This is a genomic window from Clostridium sartagoforme (assembly GCF_039521405.1).
Classification (GTDB): Bacteria; Bacillota; Clostridia; order Clostridiales; family Clostridiaceae; genus Clostridium; species Clostridium sartagoforme.
This window is the reverse complement of record NZ_BAAACH010000002.1, coordinates 2,482-19,216: the sequence shown is the minus strand read 5'-3', so window position 1 is coordinate 19,216 and position 16,735 is coordinate 2,482. Positions and strand designations below refer to the sequence as shown.

Annotated in this window: 19 protein-coding genes and 2 tRNA genes; 9 read left to right on the top strand and 12 right to left on the bottom strand. The window is 27.6% G+C overall.

Going from position 1 to position 16,735, the window contains the following annotated elements; genetic code table 11:
* Positions 1-16 precede the first annotated feature (16 nt).
* The 3 genes from ABDZ60_RS00315 to ABDZ60_RS00305 all read left to right on the top strand — a co-directional run bounded on the left by ABDZ60_RS00315 (position 17) and on the right by ABDZ60_RS00305 (position 3,277).
* Positions 17-433 carry a hypothetical protein gene (locus tag ABDZ60_RS00315; protein WP_016207904.1) on the top strand — a complete coding sequence of 139 codons (417 nt, stop codon included), beginning with the start codon at positions 17-19 and terminating at the stop codon, positions 431-433.
* Between the two features lie 62 nt (positions 434-495).
* Entirely contained in the window at positions 496-1,263 is a 768-nt protein-coding gene (locus ABDZ60_RS00310; protein WP_016207905.1) for an ABC transporter ATP-binding protein, read from the top strand.
* The gene (locus ABDZ60_RS00305; protein ID WP_047001816.1) at positions 1,253-3,277 is read left to right on the top strand and encodes an FtsX-like permease family protein; all 2,025 of its coding nucleotides are present in this window, start codon (positions 1,253-1,255) and stop codon (positions 3,275-3,277) included. The genes ABDZ60_RS00310 and ABDZ60_RS00305 overlap by 11 nt, the downstream gene beginning before the upstream one ends.
* Positions 3,278-3,497: 220 nt before the next feature.
* Here ABDZ60_RS00305 and ABDZ60_RS00300 read toward each other — a convergent pair whose 3' ends face one another.
* The 9 genes from ABDZ60_RS00300 to ABDZ60_RS00260 all read right to left on the bottom strand — a co-directional run bounded on the left by ABDZ60_RS00300 (position 3,498) and on the right by ABDZ60_RS00260 (position 9,891).
* Positions 3,498-3,806, bottom strand: coding sequence for an MGMT family protein (locus ABDZ60_RS00300; protein WP_016207907.1), 309 nt, complete (start codon positions 3,804-3,806; stop codon positions 3,498-3,500).
* A 283-nt stretch (positions 3,807-4,089) separates the two neighbouring features.
* Positions 4,090-4,665 carry a hypothetical protein gene (locus ABDZ60_RS00295; RefSeq protein WP_016207908.1) on the bottom strand — a complete coding sequence of 192 codons (576 nt, stop codon included), beginning with the start codon at positions 4,663-4,665 and terminating at the stop codon, positions 4,090-4,092.
* Positions 4,666-4,898: 233 nt separating this feature from the next.
* Entirely contained in the window at positions 4,899-5,378 is a 480-nt protein-coding gene (rlmH, locus tag ABDZ60_RS00290; RefSeq protein WP_016207909.1) for a 23S rRNA (pseudouridine(1915)-N(3))-methyltransferase RlmH, read from the bottom strand.
* Positions 5,379-5,451: 73 nt separating this feature from the next.
* Positions 5,452-6,066: an Hsp20/alpha crystallin family protein gene (locus ABDZ60_RS00285; RefSeq protein WP_016207910.1), complete on the bottom strand. Its 615-nt coding sequence runs from the start codon at positions 6,064-6,066 to the stop codon at positions 5,452-5,454.
* Positions 6,067-6,271: 205 nt separating this feature from the next.
* Positions 6,272-6,913 carry a lactate utilization protein gene (locus ABDZ60_RS00280; RefSeq protein ID WP_016207911.1) on the bottom strand — a complete coding sequence of 214 codons (642 nt, stop codon included), beginning with the start codon at positions 6,911-6,913 and terminating at the stop codon, positions 6,272-6,274.
* 175 nt (positions 6,914-7,088) lie between these two features.
* On the bottom strand, positions 7,089-7,586 hold the full coding sequence (locus ABDZ60_RS00275) for an SEC-C metal-binding domain-containing protein (protein ID WP_343774962.1): 498 nt from the start codon (positions 7,584-7,586) through the stop codon (positions 7,089-7,091).
* Positions 7,587-7,632: 46 nt separating this feature from the next.
* Positions 7,633-7,794: a CxxH/CxxC protein gene (locus tag ABDZ60_RS00270; RefSeq protein WP_016207913.1), complete on the bottom strand. Its 162-nt coding sequence runs from the start codon at positions 7,792-7,794 to the stop codon at positions 7,633-7,635.
* A gap of 23 nt (positions 7,795-7,817) precedes the next feature.
* On the bottom strand, positions 7,818-8,609 hold the full coding sequence (locus tag ABDZ60_RS00265; protein WP_016207914.1) for an MBL fold metallo-hydrolase: 792 nt from the start codon (positions 8,607-8,609) through the stop codon (positions 7,818-7,820).
* A gap of 22 nt (positions 8,610-8,631) precedes the next feature.
* Positions 8,632-9,891: a UDP-N-acetylglucosamine 1-carboxyvinyltransferase gene (locus tag ABDZ60_RS00260; RefSeq protein ID WP_016207915.1), complete on the bottom strand. Its 1,260-nt coding sequence runs from the start codon at positions 9,889-9,891 to the stop codon at positions 8,632-8,634.
* Positions 9,892-10,172: 281 nt separating this feature from the next.
* Between ABDZ60_RS00260 and ABDZ60_RS00255 the strand changes: the two genes are divergently transcribed.
* The 4 genes from ABDZ60_RS00255 to ABDZ60_RS00240 all read left to right on the top strand — a co-directional run bounded on the left by ABDZ60_RS00255 (position 10,173) and on the right by ABDZ60_RS00240 (position 13,155).
* On the top strand, positions 10,173-10,715 hold the full coding sequence (locus ABDZ60_RS00255; protein ID WP_016207916.1) for a hypothetical protein: 543 nt from the start codon (positions 10,173-10,175) through the stop codon (positions 10,713-10,715).
* A gap of 149 nt (positions 10,716-10,864) precedes the next feature.
* A complete protein-coding gene (locus ABDZ60_RS00250) occupies positions 10,865-11,320 on the top strand; it encodes a dUTP diphosphatase (protein ID WP_016207917.1) in 456 nt (151 codons plus the stop codon).
* Between the two features lie 82 nt (positions 11,321-11,402).
* On the top strand, positions 11,403-11,834 hold the full coding sequence (locus ABDZ60_RS00245; protein ID WP_047001841.1) for a DMT family transporter: 432 nt from the start codon (positions 11,403-11,405) through the stop codon (positions 11,832-11,834).
* Between the two features lie 127 nt (positions 11,835-11,961).
* Complete coding sequence (locus tag ABDZ60_RS00240) at positions 11,962-13,155, top strand: S8 family serine peptidase (protein WP_343774954.1); 1,194 nt, start codon at positions 11,962-11,964, stop codon at positions 13,153-13,155.
* Positions 13,156-13,203: 48 nt separating this feature from the next.
* Here ABDZ60_RS00240 and ABDZ60_RS00235 read toward each other — a convergent pair whose 3' ends face one another.
* Positions 13,204-14,307: a M23 family metallopeptidase gene (locus ABDZ60_RS00235; protein WP_343774952.1), complete on the bottom strand. Its 1,104-nt coding sequence runs from the start codon at positions 14,305-14,307 to the stop codon at positions 13,204-13,206.
* A 165-nt stretch (positions 14,308-14,472) separates the two neighbouring features.
* Here ABDZ60_RS00235 and ABDZ60_RS00230 point away from each other — a divergent pair, with 165 nt between their 5' ends.
* Positions 14,473-15,477 carry a DnaD domain protein gene (locus ABDZ60_RS00230; RefSeq protein ID WP_047001843.1) on the top strand — a complete coding sequence of 335 codons (1,005 nt, stop codon included), beginning with the start codon at positions 14,473-14,475 and terminating at the stop codon, positions 15,475-15,477.
* Complete coding sequence (locus ABDZ60_RS00225; protein WP_047001844.1) at positions 15,470-16,444, top strand: ATP-binding protein; 975 nt, start codon at positions 15,470-15,472, stop codon at positions 16,442-16,444. Before ABDZ60_RS00230 ends, ABDZ60_RS00225 begins: the two co-directional genes overlap by 8 nt.
* 96 nt (positions 16,445-16,540) lie before the next feature.
* Here ABDZ60_RS00225 and ABDZ60_RS00220 read toward each other — a convergent pair.
* Positions 16,541-16,615: transfer RNA gene (locus ABDZ60_RS00220), tRNA-Thr, on the bottom strand.
* Positions 16,616-16,639: 24 nt separating this feature from the next.
* Positions 16,640-16,716: transfer RNA gene (locus tag ABDZ60_RS00215), tRNA-Asp, on the bottom strand.
* Between the last annotated feature and the right edge of the window lie 19 nt (positions 16,717-16,735).

Below are 16,735 nucleotides of genomic sequence, written 5' to 3'. Positions count from 1 at the left end.
CTTGGAGGAATTTTTTATGAAAAAATTTTTAATACCTATTTTACTAGTAATTTTAATATGGACCGGATTGAACTCTGCTTATAATTATTTCTTCGGTCCTAAAATTATAGAAATTACACTAACTAAATCTGTTGATGACAAAGGAAAAGCTAATGAGGCAACTAATACTTTTACTTCCAAAGATAAGATTTACCTTTCTGCAAAGGGAAAAAAGTTTGCTATAAAAGAAGCAACTGTTGTTTGGTACAAGGGTGAGATATTAACAAAAAATAGATTTAAGGTAGAGGAAAATATAGAAATAAATAACTCTGGATATTTTACTGCCGAGCTATCAATTCCTGGAGGTCTTGAAGAAGGTGAATATGGAGTAGCAATCTTTAATGGCAATAATGATATTATAGAACAAAAAATTGAATTTAAAGTAAAAAATTAAAGTAATATGGAATAACTGTAAATATTAAATCTCTTTAGGGGGAAAGACTTTGGAGGAAAGCAATGGAAAATATATTAAAGGTAGAAAAAATTGAAAAATATTATGGTAATAAAGGTAATATAACAAAGGCTATAGATAATATAAGTTTTACTGTGGATAAGGGAGAATTTGTTGGAATAATGGGGCCCTCAGGTAGTGGTAAAACTACTCTATTGAATTGTATTTCAACTATAGATAATGTTACAACAGGTAATATTATTATAAATAATAAGGATATTACTAAGCTTAGACCTAAGTCCATAGAAAAATTCAGACGTGATGAGTTAGGCTTTATATTTCAGGATTTTAATCTTTTAGATACTCTTACTGCCTATGAAAATATAGCTTTGGCTCTAACAATACAAGATAGGAAGGTTACTGAAATAGATAGCCTTATTAAAAAGGTAGCAGAAAAACTAGAGATATTAGATGTTTTAACTAAATATCCATTCCAAATGTCAGGAGGTCAAAAGCAAAGAGTAGCTTCTGCTAGAGCTCTAGTTACTGAACCTTCACTTATACTAGCTGATGAGCCTACTGGAGCATTAGACTCTAAATCCTCAAGACTTCTTTTGGATTCTTTTGAAAAGTTAAATAAAGAGCTTCAAGCTACTATACTAATGGTTACTCATGATGCTTTTACAGCTAGCTATGCTCATAGAATTTTATTTATTAAGGATGGCAAGATATTTAATGAACTAATTCGTGGAAATGACTCTAGAAAAGAATTTTTCAATAAAATAATTGAAATTGTAACTTTACTTGGAGGAGATGCTAGCGATGTTTTCTAAAATAGCAATAAATAATGTAAAAAGGAGCTTTAAGGATTATTCTATATATTTTCTTACTCTAACATTTGCAGTATGTATTTTTTATAGCTTTAATTCTATTGAATCTCAAAAGTCACTACTTGATATAAATACTAGTACTGAAGAATACATGATAATGTTAAATAAACTAATAGCTGGAGCCTCTATATTTGTATCTTTTATTCTAGGCGGTCTTATAGTTTATGCTAATAATTTTCTTATAAAAAAGCGTAAAAAAGAATTAGGTATATACATGACATTAGGTATGTCTAAGAGGAAAATCTCTAGAATCCTAATTCTAGAAACCTTTTTTATTGGCTTATTATCCTTAGTTGTTGGAATTTTATTAGGAATTATAGTTTCTCAAGGGCTATCAGTTATTACAGCTAAATTATTATCAGTTAATATGAATAACTATAAATTTATTATATCAATAAGTTCAATAGCTAAGTCTTCATTATATTTTGGAGTAATATTCATTTTAGTAATGATATTTAATCAAGTTACTATTTCTAAGTATAAACTTATAGACATGCTTAATGCAGCAAAGAAGAATGAGGAAGTAAAGATCAATAATCCTATTATTTCAATAATTATGTTTATTTTATCCCTAGCATCACTTATATCTGCATATACTCTAATAATGAAAATTGGGTTATCTGTTGATGATTATCGTTTTATGCTTTCAATTGTTTTAGGGATTATTGGAACTATACTATGGTTTTTTAGTCTCTCAAGCTTTTTAATTCAAATTATACAAAAGAATAAAAATATATATTTTAAAAAATTAAATATATTTGTTTTAAGACAAATTAATAATAAAATAACAACTAACTTTATATCCATGACTACTATATGTCTTATGCTTTTTTTAACTATAACACTTTTATTTAGCATGTTTAGCTATAAAAGTACCTTTGATAAATCCTTAAAAGGTAATACTTACTTTGATAGTTCTGCAAAGCTTTATGTTGATACTGATGTCCAAGAAATTAATGATATGGAAGAGCTTTTAAATAGTATAAACTTTAACTTTGATTCTTCTGAAAAATATGTTTTTTTCAATCAATACAAACTTGATATTTATCTAAGCGAACTACTAAATGATTATTTAACTAAAAAAGAGATAGATGAAATGAAGTTTTCTTATTCAGATCATACTATACCAGCAGTAAAAGTATCTGAATATAATTCTATAAATAAACTTTTAGATAAAGATTCTATAGATTTAAAAGATAATGAGATATTAATTGTGTCAAACTATGATGAATTTAACAAAGCCTTCCATAAATTTATTAAAAATGAAAACTCTGTAGTAATCGATAATAATACTTATATCATTAAAAATGGGAGTACAGTTAAAGATAATATATCTAGTGTGGCCCGTGAATTAAAATTTATATATTTCATAATACCTGATAACTTTGAAGGAAAATTAACACTAGAACAATCAAATGTTAATGTAATATATGATAAAAGTAACTATGCAAAATCAGAAGAAAAGTTTTCAAAATTCTATGTTAATATTTTAGAAAATAGAAATCCTGATGGTTCAACTGCTTTAGTTCTTGGAAACACATTGGAACAATTATATTCCCTAGTGTATGGTTCATCTGCAATGGTTGTATTCTTAGGCATATATTTAGGAGTAGTATTTTTAATATCAAGTGCTGCAGTGTTAGCATTACAGCAATTATCAGAAGCAAGTGATAGTATTAGTAGATATAATTCTCTTAAGAAAATAGGTGTTACTGAAAAAATGATAAATAAATCAATACTAAAACAAACCTTAATTTATTTTATGGCACCTTTATCACTAGCTATTATACATTCAATAATTGGTATGAAAGTAGTAAATGAAGTCTTTGCTACTTATAATAAAAATTTATTCAGTAACTCTTCTATAATAATAGCTTTAGCTCTTACTATAATATACGGTGGATATTTCTATACAACTTATATTAGCTTTAAAAATATAGTTAGAAATAGTAAATAGTATTTTACCTTTATCTCATAGTTGATAATTTTATTTTATTAATTACTACTAAGTTAAGTAACTTTAGATTTATGTAATTCAATTTTTATCTTATTGGATAATAAAAGGAGCTGTCGCACTGTTGCGACAGCTCCTTTTATTACTTTTGAAAATTTAAATTCTTATTTATATTAATATTATACTGTTCTATAAAATTATCTTTATTCTGCATTCCTCGCTCCTAGCAATCCCACTTATTTTTCTTCATATCAACATGATTCTCATCTTTAAAAGATACACCTTCTTCTAACAGTAGATATCGTTGTTCCTGCCATCCTGGTGCTAACCTTCCAGCATGATTTACCACACGATGACATGGATATTTGCCATAAAATTCTGCCTGGCTAAGGACCCTCCCTACAAGTCGTGCATTTTTGTCTCTACCAATAAGACTTGCAATTTGTCCGTACGTAGCTACTTTCCCTTTTGGGATTTCTTCAACAACAGAAAGTATTTGATAAATCAATTGTTCATTCATAATCTTTTTCATATATTCTCCTGTAATAATAAAGATACTCTTTTCTTTTAATTTGCTCCTGTGATACGTATGGAAAATCCCATCCTATTATTCGTGGTCTATTAATTCCATTACTATTAGCCCAATCTTGCATATGTTTTATAGCATTCTATTCTGGCTCTCTACTTATAACTGAATATTTAGAGAAAGAAAATGACTCTACAGCTTCTGCTCTAATATTAAAATAGGGTTCATTAATTATACTCATATCTTCCCTAATTAACCTATCCTTAGATCATGAGAAAAACTTGCATCACTAAAGTCTATTTAGTGCTCTTGTTAAAACAGTATCCCAGGGTCTTGACTCAATCATCCTAATATCATTTTGATTACAAATATCTGCTATCCACTTTCCATATGTAATACTTATTTCGGCTCTGTAGTGTTGCATATTACCACCTTCTCTTGATAAATAATTCTGTAATATTTGATTAATGTCTGTTTCGTTTACAAAAATTGACTTTACTTCTGGTTCCCTAAATGAATTTGTGAACTCTGGGTAGATAAAATCGCCCTCAATAATAATAGGTAAGTTGTCTTTAATATGCCTGTTTACAAGCTCTTTCAATACTGGAATCATCTCTTTGCTTACATCAATCAACCAGTTCACATTGTCATCAACTCCAACATCCTCCCAATTCAAACCATCATCCCAATAATGTATTGCTGGAAAACTATCCTTAGTTGTAACCTTTTCTACAGATAGATGAATATCATCTACTTCTAGAACATTAACACCGTAAAACTTTGCAATTTCATACGCTAGGCTTGATTTACCGGTTCCCGAAGCTCCACCAATAAATAAAACTGTCCAGTCTCTATCATTATTCACCTATTAACCCCCTTTATAAATTCCCCTTTTAACTTTAATTCTAAATTTATTACTTATTAATTATAACATAATTTGTAAATATAGGCTTTCTTATGATATGCTATTTTTATATATAAAAATAGCCTTAGCCATTGATATTAATTAGCTAAGACTATAAAAATCATTTATAAGGAAACTCCACTCACATGCGTTCACTGAGTAAGTTCCACCGATCAAATCGAAGATTTGAGGTGTCACTTATGATACGGTTCCCCCTTCATTATTCTAAACGCTCTATATATTTGCTCTAGAAGCATAACTCTAAATAATTGATGTGGAAATGTCATTTTTGAGAAGCAAAGCTTATAATTTGCTCTTTTTATAACATTTTGCGATAATCCTAAGCTTCCTCCTACTATAAAGGCTATGTTTGAATTCCCCATTACTCCACAGTTTTCTATGTAGTTTGCAAATTGCTCTGAAGTCAGATTTTCTCCTTTTAAGTCCATTGCAATTACAAACATATTATCTTTTATTTTAGATAGTATAAGCTCTCCTTCTTTTTCTTTTATTTGTAATTCTTCTTTTTCCGAAGCATTATCTGGTGTTTTTTCATCTTGAAGTTCTATTATATCTAATTTACAATATCTGGTTAATCTTTTTGAGTATTCATCTATTGCTTGCTTTAGATACTTTTCTTTTAATTTACCTACTGAAATTATTGTTATATTCATAACCATTTTCTCCTCTTAAGTTTTACCTTATTCTAATTAGTAAATGATTTATACTATTATAGATATAAATCATTTAATCTGCATTAGTAAAGTTTTCAACATCTATTATTGTTGTTCCTTTTTCTACTGGAGTTTTTTTCTTTAAATAAATTCTAAGTACATCTGCATTATAAACAGCTTGTATCTTACTTGGTTCAACATTAGGAACATAATAGCTTTTTTCTAAATTTGATCCTTCTTGGAAGATTGCAACCATGGAATTTTCATTACTAAAAATTTGATTTTTTTTAACTTTAATCCTTATGTGATCTTCTTCATAATCTATATCTATATCTTTTTTATTTAGGCCAACTAACTTTCCTTCTATTAAATATCGATCTCCGTAATCAATAAATTTTAAGTCTAATTCATCTTCTATGCTACTAAATGCTGAGTTTAAAGCCTCACTATTTAAGACTGAATCTACTATATTATTCATTAAATTTTCATTTGTAACTAATGAAGTAAAAACTTCACTAAATACAGTATTAAACGTACCTCCAAAAGCTCCAAATATATTATTACTGCTAGTAAAACTAGTATATCCATAATTACTATTAAAATTATTTATATTGTTAGTATTATTACTATTTCCATTAAACATTCCACCAGTCATATTGTTCATTAAAAAAGGGAATATCTGAAACATATTATATCTCCTACTTAAAAAATTCTTATATAATATAATTTTATTTTATATAAGGCTTTTTGACACAATAAAAGGGGATATAACACAATAAAAATTAAAAACTTAAAATGAAAGCTAATAGAAAAATCTCATATAGCTTTTAAATTTAATTTATTTTTAGTAATCTTAAAAAAATTACATCAATAATTATCCATTGTTAATTTTTCTAGTACCCTATATTTTCATTCATAAATATTACGTGGATCCTATCTTTCCTATTTTGGCTTGCTATAACGGTAAATTCTCTACATACCTTTTCATTACTTTTACAATCCATACAATATCCAACCTTTGTACATGGAGTTTTCTTGTTTAGTCTCTTTGCATTAGCTGGAGCACATATTTCTCTGTTTCTTTTTATAGCTTCGTCTATGTCTTTTACTATTTTATTTACTCCTACTAAAAGGATTACCTTATCAGGTCCATATAACATTGCTGCTACTCTATTTCCATTCCCATCAACATTATATAACTTTCCATCTTCAGTTACTGCATTACTACTTGCAAAATATGCATCCGCTAAAAAGCTCTCTTTAAATATTTTAGTAATTTGTTCTGATGTTAAACCTTCCTTATATCTGTCTAAGAACTTATATCTTCCATTTCTTAGATAATCTATAACTCCATATTCAAATAAGGACATTGATCCACCACAAGATACTACTGAACCTTCAGAAACTAATTGTTCAATTTTAAAGAATAATTCTTCCTTTGAATTTACTAAATATCCATTCATATTATTATTATTTAATGACTCTATTGTCCTTTTTATCCTTTGTTCATTAACCCAATTTAAACTACTATCCATATAATCTTCCCCCAATAATTTTTATTTTCATATTTATTATAATAAAATGAATTTTAAATTTAAACTAATATACTTTTAAAATATATTTATATAAATATTTATTATTACTTGTACTTTATATATTATCTAATTCTATAACAAAAAAAGACCCAAATTCATAGGCCTTTTAATAAAATTATTTTCCACAACACTTTTTATATTTCTTTCCACTTCCGCATGGACAAGGATCATTTCTTCCTACTTTATTTTCATTTCTTACAATAACAGATTCTCTATATGTTTTTTGTAATTCTTTTCTCTTTTCTGGCGAGAATATTCCTTCCCATTGTGGTAGTGTATATAAGTATTCAGCTTTTGCATCTAACATATTAATATAAAGTTTTTCTAAATCTACTTGTAATGAAATTTCATCATTAGCTGATAAAACTTCTAAATCAAGTGTTTCTTTTAAGCTATCATTTATTCCATCAACAAATCCCATAACGAATTCTTCTGTTGTATTATGTTTAGCTGCTAAATCACTAATTGTAAATTTGAAATTATCTTTATGCTTAGCTAATATTTCTTTGTATATAGCTTTTTCAATTTCCATATACTCATTCCAAAAAGCTTGTTCTCCTTTTGTCTTAACATATTCAACTACCATATCTGTCCATTGCTTATATAAACTCATAGTTCATTCTCCTTTTTAAATGGTTTTATAATTAATTTAATAAGTTTTACTCTTTTGATTTAATTATGTAACATGAATCATTTTCACAATAATTACATTTAACACCTTTTACTTCTTCTATAATAGGAAATGTTTCTTCATAATTAATAAAATCATCCATTGCATCTTCAACATGATCCTTACATGCGTATATTTTTCTACTATCCATATAAATCATCTTCTTCCTAATAACTAAATTTCTATTATGTTACTTGGACTGTGTCTATCAGCCATAGTTAATTCTATATCTAATTTTGATACTATATCATTTTCCCTCAATACTCCAATAACAGTTTCTAATGCAAGGTCTGGATGATTATTAGTACCACTTAAATGTCCTAATATTATCTTTTTGTTTGGTTTATATCTAATTAAATCAACTATAGCTTTGCCACAATCTTCATTAGATAAGTGTCCAACTTCACTTAAAATTCTTCGTTTTAAATTGTAGGGATACGGTCCAAACTTTAGCATATTTACGTCATGGTTGCTTTCCAATAATATTATATCCGAGTCCTTTATATTATCTCTTATCTCTTCTGTATATATTCCAAAATCTGTAGTCACACTTATCTTTTTTCTTTTATAATGCATTGTATATCCTACTGGTGCAACTGCATCATGAGGTATATTAAATGATGTTATATCTAAATCCTTTATAGATAATGTGGACCTTCTATCCATTATTCTTATATTATGTTCTTTTATTTTTCCTATTCCTGCCTCCATAGCTGACCAGGTGTCTGAGTTAGTGTATATTGGAATATCATATTTACGCGATAATACCCCAATTCCTCTTATATGGTCTGAATGTTCATGAGTAACAAATATTCCATCTATATCTCCTGGATTTTCTCCTATGATTTTTAAAGCGTCATCTATTTTTTTTCCTGGCAAACCCGCATCTATTAATATTTTAGCATGCTCTGAAGCAATAAACATACTGTTTCCACTGCTCCCACTATATAATGAGCAAAATTTCATTTTACTATCCCCCATGCAGATACTATTCTATTACTCTCACAATATCTGCACCTAATGCAGTAAACTTATCTTCAATATGCGGATATCCTCTATCAATATGTTCAATTTCTAATATTTCTGTTACACCTTCTGCAACTAATCCAGCTATAACCATTGCTGCCCCAGCTCTTAAATCTGTAGCTATAACACTAGCTCCTGCTAACTTTTCACTACCTTCAATTATAGCAGTTCTTCCTTCTACCTTTATAGTTGCTCCCATTTTTTTCAGTTCATCTATGTGCTTATGTCTACTTTCCCAAATACTTTCAGCAATTAAACTCTTACCTGGTACTATACTTAATAAAGCTGACATAGGTTGTTGTACATCTGTTGGAAATCCTGGGTATGGAGCTGTCTTTACATTAACTCCTTTTAAGTCTCTCTCAACATATACTCTAACACTATCATCACCCTCTTCAACTGTAGCTCCCATTTCAATAAGTTTTGCTGCAATTGATTCTAAGTGCTTTGGTATAACATTAGTTATAGTTACATCACCTTTAGTAGCTGCTGCTGCTATCATAAATGTTCCTGCTTCAATTTGATCTGGTATAACACTATAATTACATCCTGATAACTTTTCTACACCTTTTACTCTAATTATATCTGTTCCAGCACCTTTTATATCTGCTCCCATAGAGTTCAAAAAATTTGCAACATCTACTACATGAGGTTCCTTTGCAACATTTTCAAGTACTGTTGTTCCTTCTGCTAGTGTTGCTGCTATCATAACATTTATAGTTGCTCCAACTGTTACAACGTCAAAAAATATATTTGCTCCATGTAAATGTTCAGCTTCAACAATAACTGCTCCATGTTCTATAGTTACACTAGCTCCTAATGCTTCAAATCCTTTTATATGTTGATCTATTGGTCTAACTCCTATAGGGCATCCCCCTGGAAGTTCCACTCTTGCTTTTTTGAATCTTGATAATAAAGCTCCAATAAAATAATATGAAGCTCTCATTCTTCTTACATCATCAGTACACGCTTCCACACTTCTTACATCTGTAGCATCTATTTCTAAAGTATTGTTATCTAGTTTATTTACTGTACATCCAAGACTTCTTAATATTCTTTCAAGACAATGTACATCTTCTATATCTGGTACGTTATCTATTGTACATTTTCCTTCACTTGCCATTATTGCTGCTGGTAATATAGCTACAGCTGAATTTTTGGCACCATTTATATCTACTGAACCTTTTAGAGATTTTCCCCCGCTTATAACTAATTTTTCCATCCATTTCACCCTTATCATATTTTATGTATATATATTAATCTTTCCTATTATTTCAACTATTAACCATTTTTCTGTGACATTCTTAAAAACTTACAATACTCATTATAACATAAAAATAATTTAAGGAAATAGAGTTTTTTCTTCCAAATAAAAGCTTTTTTACTAACCTTTATAATATTGAACTTTTATTTATATTTCCTTTTTAATTTTTTTGTAATATGTTATAATTTATAACAAAGTTTGTATCTATACAAATTAATTTAATAAGAGAGGCTAAAGCTATGAAATACTATTTAGTGGCATTATTTGATGATGAGTCTTATAAAAGTTTAAATCCAATCCAAAAAAATCTATCTAAACGTTTTAGAGCAAATAGGAATTCGCCAACACCTTATATTCCCTTAGAAATAATTGAAAATCCTAATATAGATAAATTAGATGTTGTGATAGATAAGATAGTTAAGCCCTATAAAAACTTTAAAGTTCAATTATCTACAGAAGTTTCAGTTTCTGAAACCAATAAGACTTTAAATATGAAAATAGAAGATGTAGGATATATCAAAAGGCTTAATAGATTAATGAGTGATACATTAAAATTACATGGGTTTAATATACAAAATTATAATAGTGAATTATCAATGCATATATCCTTAGCTAATCTTAACTATATACCTAAGGATATGAAAAAATTTGATGGCGAAGTTAACTTTAAATCTAATTGTGAAACTCTTAAAGTTGATAGAATTGAAATTTGGAAGGTATCTACCAATAAAAGGGAAACTTTAATAAAAAGTTATCCATTAAAAAAGAATTTATATTTATAAGTTGAAAAAGTGTTTAAATTTAAACACTTTTTTTATTTTTCTTAACATAAAAAAAATTTATTTTTTTGTATTCGTTTACCCCGCTTTTCATTTGTAAAATATTTTTGTAAAATATATAATAGTAAATCCTTAAAAATAGGGGGATATTTATGGAAATAATAGCTTTTTTTGAAGCACAAAAGGAAAAAAATAAAAATATTATTATTGATAACACTTTAAGCGAATATAAAATCTGGGCTAGAAAACACTTAGAATTACATACAAAGCTTAGTTATCTAGCTGACGAGACCCAATGTTATAAATATTGGTTATCAGAAGATATTCCAGTAAATAAGTCTATATTATTTGAAAAATACTTAGATTGTTTTTCTCATATAATTAATCTTGGAATTTATAGACATTATGACAGTATACAAGAAATTATTATAAAGCCAAATGATTACTGTTTAAGCGATCAATTTTTAAACTTATTTATAGACTTAAATGATTTAATAATATCACCATCTGAAGATCATTATATAACTCTTATTGAAGATTTTATTAGCTTAGGAATCACTTTAGGTTATTCAGAATCTAAAATCACAGAGTCATTTATTAGTATATAACAAAAAACCTTCTATAAAAAACATAGAAGGTTTTTTCATATTTATCATCTTTAAATGGAATACTATCTTAGAGGTGATTTAAATGTTGGCAATTATTTATGCAATAATTTCAGGCATATCCATGACATTACAAGGTATATTTAATACTAAGTTAGAAGAAAAGGTAGGAACCTGGGAAACAAATGTTATAGTTCAAGGAACTGCTTTAATAGTTACTCTAATTATTGTAACCTTATTTGGGAAAGGTAATTTTAAAGCTATAAAAGATGTAAATAAGCTTTATTTATTAGGTGGATTTTTAGGTGTTATAATTATATTTACTGTTATGAAAAGTATTGGTGCTATGGGAGCAACATGTGGTATAGGTATAATTTTAGTTGCCCAATTAGCTTCTGCTGGCATGATTGATGCTTTTGGCTTGTTTGGAACAGAAAAAATATCATTTCACTTAAAGGAATTTATAGGTATAGCTATTATGATATTAGGAATTATTATTTTTAAATGGAGAAGTTAATACTTCTCTTTTTTTTACTCTTTAAGAAAACTTACATATTACCTTTTTTTATATATTAATTTATAACTATTAACAAAAATCATACTTTTAATATACTATATATTGTAATCAATTTTAGGAGTATATTATGTTTTCTTCTAATAAAAAATTAGACTTAAACTTAAAAAACTGTATGTTATCAAAACCCTATAATAATTATAGGGTAATTATTAAATATAAAAGATTTCAGGAAAGTTTAATAAAAAAAATATCCTCATATAATGGTATGCTTATAAATAATATAAAACATTGTAATTTAATTTGTGCAAAATTAAATTCTAAGGCTATTCACAGATTATTGGAATATCCTGAAGTAGAATATATTTGCTTTGATGAGTACTTATTTTTATGTGGTATGAGTGTTAGTACTGCAAATAAGGTTAGACTATCTAACAAAACAAAAAGTAAGGGTAATGGCATTGGTGTCGCTATAATAGATACTGGAGTATATCCTCATCCTGATTTAGTTACTCCAATAAATAGAATATCTACATTTGTAGATTTAATAGATAATCTTAAATATCCTTATGATGATAATGGCCATGGAACTTGTACCGCTGGAATTATTGCTGGAAATGGTGAAAAATCCAATGGAATGTATCGTGGTATTGCTCCAAATTGTAATATTCACTGCTATAAAGCCTTTGATAAAAGTGGCAAAGGATTTATATCTGACATACTTTATGCAATGGAACTTATAGCTGAAACAAGTGAAAAAAATAATATTAAAGTTTTATGTTTACCCTTTGAGCTTTTAAATTATAATGTATTTGTTCAAAAATGTTTTAGCTCAATGGTATCTTTAGAAAATAGTAAAAATATAACTTGTATAGTTCCAAGTGGCAGCAATAGAAACTTTGATGGATCTATTACAGGAATCGCACTATGTAACGATTGTATAACTGTTTCAGGATATGATTCCACTTCCAAAATTAAACCTTATACTTATTCATCAATAGGAGGCTTAAAGAAAGACTCCAAACCTAACTTATGCGCTGCTTGTGTTAATATAGTATCTTTAAACTCTAATACCAATTATATCTCTGAAAGAGATGGTATTAAATTATACCCTTCAAAGCTTGATAGCTCATACAAGACATTTACTGGTACATCATTAGCTGCTGCTTATGTTTCCGGTATATGTGCTTTAGTCTATGAAGGTGATCAAAGCTTAACACCAAAAGATATAAGGTCTCTTTTAAAAATTGCCTGCGAACCAGTAGAGATTCCAAAGAATTATCAAGGCGATGGTAAAGTAAATATTAAGTCTATAGTAAAATGAAAGGTTACTTAAAGTAGTACCTTTCATTTTATATTTGTATATTTAATATTATTGTACTATATAATTTGTTGGATCTACAGGTTCATCATCTACTCTAAGTTCAAAATGTAAATGAGGACCAGTACTAAAGCCAGTATTTCCTATAGCTCCAATTATATCGCCCTTTTTAACTTTCTCTCCAACCTTTACATAAAAATCATCTAAGTGTCCATAATATGTATTCATATTATCTTCATGCTTAACAATTATTAAATTACCATAGCCTCCATCATTATATTGAGAGTAAATTACTTCTCCATCCATAGCAACAAGAACATCGTCTCCTATATTTCCCGCGATGTCTATCCCCTTATGAAATGAATTCCATCTTTCTCCATACCCAGAGGTCATATATCCCCCCCTAGTTGGACTTTTTAAAAAAGCCATACCATAATCATAAGGGTTCTTAGTTCCCCTATATATTTTTTTACCTACTTCTTTTTTTATAATTTCCTCTCTTATTATATTGCTTTCTGTAATTTCCTTGTTTTTATATGTAACTTCCCTTACTTGGTTTTTCAATCCTACTTCTCCATATTCGACTTTACTTTCTCCCAAATACATATCTTCAGTAGGGATTATCGTTGTGCTAGGCTGCACCTTAACTATTTCTTCATCAATACATTTTAAACTTAGTTTAATGTTATTTTTATCTTCCTTTGATAATTCATATATATAATCAGATAACTCTTTATTAGTTTTTAATAAAGATACATCAAATCTATCTTCCTTTAGCTTAATATCTCCTTCTATTTCAAAAGATAATACTGCATCTTGTCTAATATTAATTTCATTTATATATTTTTGTAATACTAAATCTTTTATATTATTCATATTATTTTCTAGTGAAGTATATCCTACTACCCTATCCTCTAAAACTAACTCATATCCATTTACTTTTCCTGTTAATGCAACTAATAGATTATCAATTATATTATTATTAGATATTCTATTAGATATAGTATATGTTTTGTTATTTAAGTTCATATTACTAAATGGTTCATTTATCTTTGCATTTGCTTTAATTAAATTAATATTTACTACAAGTATAATTATAAATATCGATACTGTAAATTTTTCAACTAACCTTATCGAGTCTCCTTTTTTATCCATAAAAACTCCTTTCATTTTTAATAATGTTAAGCAACACATCTTTTAGTTTTGCCAAATTTAGAAATAATATTCTTTTTTTATATTCCTTAGTTATGTTGAGCCTATTACTTCACTTTGTTATAATTAACTTATTGTAATATTACTTTTAGAAAGGTAGATGTAATTATGAGCACTTTTATGCTTAAATCAAAGCCTTTAGACTTTACTCCTGTAAGCAATATATTTATTGAAAAGTATATACCAAAAGCTAGAGGAGAATTTATTAAAGTATATCTTTTAATGCTTAAATATAATTTTACTGGTGAAATAGGCGTTAACGCCTCAATATTAGCTACTACATTAAATCTTTTAGAGTCTGATATAATAAATGCACTTAACTATTGGAATGAGGAAGGTATTATTAAATTAATTCCAATAGATAGAATGGGAAACTTTGAAATAGAATTTATAGATCTTTCTGAGGATAAATCTGTTGGTAAAAATCAATTCAATTTATTAGAAGAATTATCGGATGAAACTAATAATGGTATGCTAAAGGATATTGAAAAATTATTAGGCCGTCCTCTATCCCCTAGTGAGTTTGCTACTTATATAGGATGGAAAAAAGATTTTGACTTTTCTTCAGAATTGATACTATTACTAATTGAGTTTTGTGCTTCCAAAGGAAAAACAAATCACAGATATATAGAAAAGGTAGCATTAGCTTGGAATGAAATGAATATAAAAACTATTTATGATGCTCAAAATTATATAAGAAAAACGGAAGATAAGTGGGGCACTTATAGAGAAATTCTTAAATTTTTAGGTATTAGAAATACAGAAATAATGAAACCGCAAGAAGATATGTTAGAAAAATGGACTACAACTTATAATTTTTCTTTAGATATCATAAAAAAAGCTTGTGATATATGCTTTCAAAGGTTAAATAGAGCAGATTTTAAATATATAGATGGAATATTAGCAAGCTGGAATAAGGATAACTTAAGAACCTTAAAACAAATAGAGGAAAAAGAAGCCTCTTTCAAAAATTCATCTTCTAAAAAGAATTTTAATAATCAAAAAGCTAATTCTTATGAAAAACCTAAATTAAGATTTAATAATTTTAAAGGTCGTGACTATGATTATGATGATTTAGAAAAGAAGTTATTAGGATGGGATAATGATGATTAAAGGATATGAAAAGGAATTAACATCAATATATGAAAATATACGAATTGAAGAAGAGAAAAAACTAAAAAAAAGACGTAGTGAAATTGAAGAAAAACATCCTGAAATTTTAGAAATGGATAATTTAATTCAAAAAAAATCTCTTAATTTAGCTATGTCTATTCTAAAAGGATTAAATGAATTAGAATTAAAAAAATTAAAAGAAGAAATAACAGAATTAAGATTTAAAAAATATGAAGCTCTTGTAGCTAGCGGGTATGACCAAGAATACCTCACACTTAATTACAGATGCCATAAATGTAAGGATCAAGGCTATATTGGTAATTCAAAATGTTCTTGCTATAAGAGTAAATTAGTTAGTTTATATTATAAAGATTCTGACTTACAAGATACCTTAAGGGTTAATAATTTTAATAACTTTGACTTATCCTTATTTGCAAATTATAGGATAAGTGATGATAAATATACCCCTAGAAAAAATATAGAAAATATTATTGAATATTTAAAAGGAAACTTTATACCTAATTTTAATAATAATTCTGATAATGTGCTTTTTTATGGTGATTCTGGTACTGGAAAAACATTCTTAAGTTGCTGTGTTGCAAAAGAGCTTCTTGATAATGGTTATTTAGTAGTATACAGAACTATAGATGAGCTAATTAAGGATTTAAGGGAAATACGCTTCGAAAATAATTATAACCTAGAAGATCTTCTAATAAATTGTGATTTATTAATTATTGATGATTTAGGTGCAGAGCAACTAACTGAATTCTCAGCTACGGAATTCTTTAACTTTTTAAATAAAAAATTATTAAAGAAGAAGAAAATGCTAGTCTCTACAAATTTATCTTTACCTGATATAAGCAAAAATTATTCTGAAAGAATTTCTTCTCGTTTACTTGGTAATTTTAAATTATATAAATTTTATTCTGAAGATATAAGAATACAATTAAATTTAAAAAGAAAATAAACCAAAAGTGCAGTATATATTTAATACTGCACTTTTGGTTTATTAAAATGTAATTTTCTAAAATAAAAAAAGACTTTAGAGTAATCTAAAATCTTTTGGAGCTGGCAATAGGAATCGAACCTACAACCTGCTGATTACAAGTCAGCTGCTCTACCGTTGAGCCATGCCAGCGTATAACAAATTTTCCACTTAAAGTGGCGACTCAGAAGGGGCTCGAACCCTCGACCTCCGGCGTGACAGGCCGGCACTCTAACCAACTGAGCTACTGAGCCAAATATGGTGGAAACAACA

Coding starts and splice junctions, on each gene's coding strand:
- ABDZ60_RS00250 (WP_016207917.1), top strand. CDS start 10,865: ATGGAAATAATAGCTTTTTTTGAAGCACAAAAGGAAAAAAATAAAAAT.
- ABDZ60_RS00280 (WP_016207911.1), bottom strand. CDS start 6,913: ATGGATAGTAGTTTAAATTGGGTTAATGAACAAAGGATAAAAAGGACA.
- ABDZ60_RS00260 (WP_016207915.1), bottom strand. CDS start 9,891: ATGGAAAAATTAGTTATAAGCGGGGGAAAATCTCTAAAAGGTTCAGTA.
- ABDZ60_RS00255 (WP_016207916.1), top strand. CDS start 10,173: ATGAAATACTATTTAGTGGCATTATTTGATGATGAGTCTTATAAAAGT.
- ABDZ60_RS00270 (WP_016207913.1), bottom strand. CDS start 7,794: ATGGATAGTAGAAAAATATACGCATGTAAGGATCATGTTGAAGATGCA.
- ABDZ60_RS00265 (WP_016207914.1), bottom strand. CDS start 8,609: ATGAAATTTTGCTCATTATATAGTGGGAGCAGTGGAAACAGTATGTTT.
- ABDZ60_RS00305 (WP_047001816.1), top strand. CDS start 1,253: ATGTTTTCTAAAATAGCAATAAATAATGTAAAAAGGAGCTTTAAGGAT.
- ABDZ60_RS00240 (WP_343774954.1), top strand. CDS start 11,962: ATGTTTTCTTCTAATAAAAAATTAGACTTAAACTTAAAAAACTGTATG.
- ABDZ60_RS00300 (WP_016207907.1), bottom strand. CDS start 3,806: ATGAAAAAGATTATGAATGAACAATTGATTTATCAAATACTTTCTGTT.
- rlmH (WP_016207909.1), bottom strand. CDS start 5,378: ATGAATATAACAATAATTTCAGTAGGTAAATTAAAAGAAAAGTATCTA.
- ABDZ60_RS00230 (WP_047001843.1), top strand. CDS start 14,473: ATGAGCACTTTTATGCTTAAATCAAAGCCTTTAGACTTTACTCCTGTA.
- ABDZ60_RS00225 (WP_047001844.1), top strand. CDS start 15,470: ATGATTAAAGGATATGAAAAGGAATTAACATCAATATATGAAAATATA.
- ABDZ60_RS00315 (WP_016207904.1), top strand. CDS start 17: ATGAAAAAATTTTTAATACCTATTTTACTAGTAATTTTAATATGGACC.
- ABDZ60_RS00285 (WP_016207910.1), bottom strand. CDS start 6,066: ATGTTTCAGATATTCCCTTTTTTAATGAACAATATGACTGGTGGAATG.
- ABDZ60_RS00310 (WP_016207905.1), top strand. CDS start 496: ATGGAAAATATATTAAAGGTAGAAAAAATTGAAAAATATTATGGTAAT.
- ABDZ60_RS00245 (WP_047001841.1), top strand. CDS start 11,403: ATGTTGGCAATTATTTATGCAATAATTTCAGGCATATCCATGACATTA.
- ABDZ60_RS00275 (WP_343774962.1), bottom strand. CDS start 7,586: ATGAGTTTATATAAGCAATGGACAGATATGGTAGTTGAATATGTTAAG.
- ABDZ60_RS00235 (WP_343774952.1), bottom strand. CDS start 14,307: ATGGATAAAAAAGGAGACTCGATAAGGTTAGTTGAAAAATTTACAGTA.